The organism is Halorubrum ezzemoulense DSM 17463 (assembly GCF_002114285.1).
Taxonomy (GTDB): domain Archaea; phylum Halobacteriota; class Halobacteria; order Halobacteriales; family Haloferacaceae; genus Halorubrum; species Halorubrum ezzemoulense.
Genome location: NZ_NEDJ01000117.1, coordinates 1 through 5,403 on the forward strand (window position 1 = coordinate 1; position 5,403 = coordinate 5,403).

The window sequence follows — 5,403 nt, forward strand, 5'->3', positions numbered from 1 at the left end:
GTGGTGGCGGCGGTAGTCTCCCGACTACGTTCTCCCTCTCGAACCTTGATCCGCAGAATATCACTGTGACGCAAGGTGAACGGTTCAATGTATCCACGACAGTCACAACGAGCCGCTACAGCGACAGCACTCAGGATGTTGAACTCCGTGTTGGGAACGACACGGTCGCCACTCAAGAAGTAACACTTGACCAGCAGGGTAGCACGACTGTTACATTTACTGGGATCAACACGTCGGGAATCGAAGGCAGCCTTGAGTACACCGTTATGACTGAATCGGATAGTCAAACTGGAACGCTGACCGTTGAGGTCCCAGATGATGGTGACGAGACAGATGACACGGATAGTGACGAGGGTGCTGATGACGGCATGGGAAGTGACGATGAAAGTGATAGCGCTGACGAAGACTCCGCAAGCGGAGAGGATGAAACAGACGAAGGAGAAGATACGGACGGCTCAACGCCTGGATTTGGGGTTGTAGCTGCCCTCATAGCATTGCTAGTCGTTGGGCTCATTTCCCGGCGCCAACACAGCTGATAACGTCGTCATTTTTTCCTCTCACTCTTCGGTAGGTGATTGTTGATACAGTCACTGTGTTCCCCTGAGTAGCTACAACTCCCGATTTGAGTCTCTCTAAGCCGAATAGAATTCACCCGCGACAGACCGAAGTCACAAGATAGCAAGCCATCAACAATATGCCACGAAAAGCGTAACTAAAGACGGATGGTAGGCGAAATTCCTCACAAAACTGCCACCCACTGGTTCACCCCAACAATACGAACAACGCGATCCCGATGACTGCGAAAACTGCGTATATCCCCGCCATCACCTCGCGTTTGAGTGGACTGCCCAGCGGCTCGGCGGTGAGCCGGCGGATCGGCGGTAAGATCGCCACGCTGGCGAGGATCAGCGGCCACGACTCGGCCGCCGGCACGCGGGTCATCGCGATCACGATCGTTCCGTAGCCGAGGACATACGACCCCCGCCGCCACAGCTGTTCGCGGTCGGTGAGTTCCTCTGTCGACGGGAAAACGTCGGTCCCCCTTGATCCGCTGCCTCCGCCGCCCCCGCCGTCGGATCCGGCGACCTGCTCCGCCTGCCGCTGGACGTACTCGTCTAGCTCCTCAGCCGCGTCCTCTGTCTGCGGGGCGCCACACTGTGCGCAGTACCGCGCGTTGTCGTCGACCGGTGCGTCACAGCGGGGACACGATGGCATATTGCCGTGATTCGGGCTCCCGCAGGGCTTAATTCTTCGGACCGGCAGAGGCGTTTGCGTCGGGTGATTCTCGATTTCGGCGGCCGAGTTCGCCGGCCTCATTACACGGTCTGATAATCAGTGGCGGCTTCTCCCGGGCGACCTACACCCCCGTGGCCGGCGATCCGATCGAGATACGCCACACAGCGAACAACCCCAACGGGTGGCGTACCTGCTCGTCGGCGGGAACCGGCTCAGCGACACCGGCCAGTCGGTTGGGTACGTCGACGTGATCAAGATCACCGGCCAGACGACGTTGACATCCTCCTCCGGCTAAAGCCCTGTCTCTTACCCACAAATCGAGTCGTTGTTGAGGTCAATAAATCCGACCGAAACCTCGATATCTACAGACATAACACTTCTATAGGACGATTTTGCTGATCTCGTTTACCCTATTCAGCAACCCCCCACTGCCGATATCACCGCCCGAATCACTCCTCACCTCGATCTTCCGCGAATAGATTGGATTCGACAGCGTCTGAAACGTCTGTTTGGGACTCAGTGAACTTGTGGGTAAGAGACAGGCCTAAAGGCGCGGGTATTCTCCTTGCTCTTTATAACGATCACCACCCGGACGATCGGGACGAACCAGACCAACGGGCGGAGCTGTACCCGCGACGACGCCTCGTGTGGTCTCACGTTCAGGAACGCGGACGGCGATGTGACAGCGACTTCCCTCGCCAACGTCAGCGGCTTCGCTGGCGCGACGGCCGCCGCCAGGCTCGTTCGCCCGCTCGTCTCGCAGCGGTACCGGCTCGCGATCACTGACGGCACCCTCGCCGTTGACGAGTCGGGCATCGTCCAGCCGACCGAGGTCGAGGAAAAAGCCGACCTCGGCTTGGAGAATCCGGCGTTCCGCGACGACATCGAGGTGTTCACCAGCATCGACCTGGCCGCCCTCGACAGCGACAGCAACGGCGACATGAAGTCGCTCGCCGGGCTCCAGGCCAACGGGCTTGACCGGACTGCGGTGACGAAGGGCAACCGGATCGTCTTCGGGTCCGAGGCGACCGGCATCTGGGGCGCGCTGTTCCACTTCTCGGCAGCGCGCGACGCGGGCCCGCTTGAGGCCGGCCAGACGGTCGACCACCGCGTGCTGAGGGACTTCCTGACCGCCGAGGATGGGGTGTCGCTCCGCGTCAGGCAAACGAACCCCGGGATCAACGAGCCCGCCTCGCGGCTCAACCTGTCGCGGGCCGACCCGGAGGACATCACACTCTTTCTCGCCGACGCGGCCGAACTGGAGACGCCCGACGCGCCCGGGCGCTTCTACCTCGTGAATCGACACGAGCGACGGAGGGACGACCACCAGCGCCGCGAACGACGACGCGGCTGACGGGCTGGACGACGACGGCGAGTCGACCGACGAGACGGCATCCGACGACGGGGAGGGCCCCGCCGGCGAGCACGCCGCCAACGGGACTGACGGCGATGGCGCGCTGTCCGAGGGGCCGACCGACGACGGCTCACGCAGCTCGAGGCTGATCCCCTCCCGTTCGGCGCCCACGAGGCGTTCGGCGGGGCCGTCCTCGTCGGCGCGGTCCACCTCCTCAGGCACTAGGTCTGACCGGCGCTCCGACCATCGGCCTTCGCGCGAGCCGCCGCCTCGGGCTTTTCCGCCGCTGCTCGTCGCTCCTCGCGCCCGCGCCGCGCTCGACTCGTGACAGCTCCGTTCTCATCGCTGAGAACCGCGGGGGAGCGATTAAGTGATCGCTGCGCCCGGTTTCAGACAACAATGGCTACGCGGGTACTCATCGCCGACGACTCGGAGTTCATGCGGAACCTGCTCCGGGAGATCCTCGAGGGCGAGTTCGAGATCGTCGGGGAGGCAGAGAACGGCGTAGAGGCGGTCAACATGTACGAGGAACACGGGCCGGACCTCGTGATGATGGACATCGTGATGCCGATCCGCGACGGTATTGAGGCAACGACGGAGATCCTCGAAGACAATCCCGACGCGACGGTGATCATGTGTACCAGTGTCGGGCAGGAGGAGAAGATGAAGGCGGCGATCAAGGCGGGCGCGGAGGGGTACATCACGAAGCCGTTCCAGAAGCCGAACGTGCTCGACGCCATCGGTTCGGCGGTATAATGCGCGTCGACGTCCGCGCACTCGGCGCCTGTAACCGCCTCGCGGAACGGGGGGCCAAACAGGCCGCCGGCGCGCTCTCGGATCTCACCGGGACCGACCTCGCGGTGGAGGTGACGGGCGCGAGCGTCGCCAGCGGCGAGGACCTCGCCGAGTCGTTCGCCGGCCGGGAGTCGATCGGCGTGAGCGTCGGGCTCCGCGGCGGGTTAGACGGCGAGGCGGTCCTCGCGTTCGACGCGGTCACCGCCGACGCCCTGCTCTCGCTTCTCCCCGGCGGGCAGTCGATGGAGCGCAGCGCCGTGACGGAGGTCGGCAACATCGCGCTCGGCGGCTTCCTCGACGGGTGGGCGAACTACCTCGGGAAGGCAATCGACATGTCGCCCCCGCGGTACTTTGAGGCGGACGGCGCGGCGGTGCTGCCGGACGGCGCGCTCGCGGGCGACGGCGTGTTCCTCTTCGAGAGCCGCCTCGACGCGACGACGACCGACCTCGACTTCTCCATCTACATGCTGCCCGACTCGGGGCCCTTCCGCGACCTCATCGTCGGGAAGACGGCGCCCGCGGCAGCGGCCGGCGGCGAGGCGGCCGGCGGCACGGCGAGCACGGCGGTGCCGTACGAGTCGCTGTCGACGTTCTCGTCGCTGGCGAAGAAGGGGTCGGCGAACGCCGCCGACAACATCGCGATGATGACCGGGTTAGAGACGAGCGTCGACGTGAGCCGGCTCCGGTTCGTCCCGCTCGCCGACGTGCCCGCAGAGGTCGGCACCGAGCCCCATGCGGGGACGGTGTTTGAGCTCCAGGGAGAGCCGAGCGGCTACCTCGCGATCCTCTTTGAGGAGTCCTCGGCGGCGGCGGTCGCGGATGCGATGCTCCCGATGGAGCCCGACGAGCCGCTCGGCGACATGGCCGAAAACGCGCTCTGCGAGCTCGGCAACGTGATGACGAGCGGGTTCATCGACGGCTGGGCGAACGTGCTCGGCACGTCGATCACCCACTCGCCGCCGGAGTTCGTCCACGACATCGGCGCCTCGACGATCAGCCCGCTCGTCGCGAAGCTGAGCGAGCGACAGGATTACGGGTTTGTGATCGACACCGCTATCGAGACCGAGGGGATCCAAGCGCGCTGTGACGTGTACGCGCTCCCCGACGAGCGCGAACTGGCTCGGGCGCTCGACCACCTTTCCGACCCGTGACCCGCTCGCTCTCCGACGATGGGCCTGACGACCCGCCGGAGCGGACGGAGAGCGACGCAGTCGCCGACCCGGCCGCCGTCACCGGTGGCGCGGCCTCCGACGACCCTGGGCGGATCAAGGTCGGCGTGGGCGAGCTCGCGGTCACCGCCGATGACGCGATCCTGACGACCAGCGGGCTCGGCTCCTGCGTCGCGGTCGCGCTCGTCGACCGACGGGCGGGCGTCCGCGGACTCCTCCACGCTATGCTGCCCGCGGGCGAGGGACGGACGACGGCCGCCTCGCGGCCCGCGAAGTACGTCGACACCGGGATCGACTCGCTGATCGGGGGGCTCGACGACGCCGGCGCCGACCCCCGCCGTCTGGAGGCGCGGGTCGCCGGCGGCGCCGAGATGCTCGACCTCACCGACGCGGTCGGTCCGCGGAACGTCGAGCGGGTCGGCGAGGTGCTCGACGCCGCCGGCGTCCCGATCGTCGCCAGCGACGTCGGCGACGCGGTTGGCCGCACGGTCCGGCTCCGCTCGGACGGTCGGCTCGTCGTCCGCGCCGCCGACGGCTTCGAGCGGGCGATCTGAGCGCCGATCGGCGGCCGGTCCGGTCCCGTCTCAGTTCTCCGCATATACTCCTGTAACGTCTGATATTCGCCCGACGGCATGCTTTCTCACGGTTGATATTTTGAGGGGTGAATTGAAGTGCCTTCTGCGGGTCGTACACGGTAATGGGCCTCGAACTACCGGTGTGGGGAGCTCCAACCGCCGTCTGGGCAGTCGCCACGCTGGGGCTCGTCGGTGCGAGCGTCCTCGACAGGTTCCTCGACGACGACGGATCCGGCGACGACGGTTCCGGGGGTATGGACGGCGACGACGATCC

General features: G+C 65.5%; 6 protein-coding genes and 1 pseudogene. 6 read left to right on the top strand and 1 reads right to left on the bottom strand.

The window, feature by feature from the left end; translation table 11 throughout:
• A partial coding sequence (locus B9H04_RS17225) for a PGF-CTERM sorting domain-containing protein (protein ID WP_139835146.1) occupies positions 1 to 536 on the top strand: 536 nt, incomplete at its 5' end.
• A gap of 226 nt (positions 537 to 762) precedes the next feature.
• On the opposite strand, the gene B9H04_RS17230 is transcribed toward B9H04_RS17225, so the two are convergent.
• The gene (locus B9H04_RS17230) at positions 763 to 1,215 is read right to left on the bottom strand and encodes a zinc ribbon domain-containing protein (RefSeq protein WP_049930107.1); all 453 of its coding nucleotides are present in this window, start codon (positions 1,213 to 1,215) and stop codon (positions 763 to 765) included.
• 116 nt (positions 1,216 to 1,331) lie between these two features.
• On the opposite strand from B9H04_RS17230, the pseudogene B9H04_RS19780 reads away from it, so the two are divergent.
• The 5 genes and pseudogenes from B9H04_RS19780 to B9H04_RS17250 all read left to right on the top strand — a co-directional run.
• Positions 1,332 to 1,516, top strand: a pseudogene (locus tag B9H04_RS19780) (hypothetical protein); the annotation flags it as partial.
• A 399-nt stretch (positions 1,517 to 1,915) separates the two neighbouring features.
• Positions 1,916 to 2,590 (top strand): hypothetical protein, encoded by a 675-nt coding sequence (locus tag B9H04_RS17235; RefSeq protein WP_137708550.1) that lies wholly within the window; start codon positions 1,916 to 1,918, stop codon positions 2,588 to 2,590.
• Between the two features lie 399 nt (positions 2,591 to 2,989).
• Positions 2,990 to 3,346 (top strand): chemotaxis protein CheY, encoded by a 357-nt coding sequence (gene cheY, locus B9H04_RS17240; RefSeq protein WP_006628944.1) that lies wholly within the window; start codon positions 2,990 to 2,992, stop codon positions 3,344 to 3,346.
• Positions 3,346 to 4,536: a chemotaxis protein CheC gene (locus B9H04_RS17245; RefSeq protein WP_049930111.1), complete on the top strand. Its 1,191-nt coding sequence runs from the start codon at positions 3,346 to 3,348 to the stop codon at positions 4,534 to 4,536. The genes cheY and B9H04_RS17245 overlap by 1 nt, the downstream gene beginning before the upstream one ends.
• Positions 4,533 to 5,108: a chemotaxis protein CheD gene (locus B9H04_RS17250; RefSeq protein ID WP_049930113.1), complete on the top strand. Its 576-nt coding sequence runs from the start codon at positions 4,533 to 4,535 to the stop codon at positions 5,106 to 5,108. The genes B9H04_RS17245 and B9H04_RS17250 overlap by 4 nt, the downstream gene beginning before the upstream one ends.
• The last annotated feature ends 295 nt before the right edge of the window (positions 5,109 to 5,403 follow it).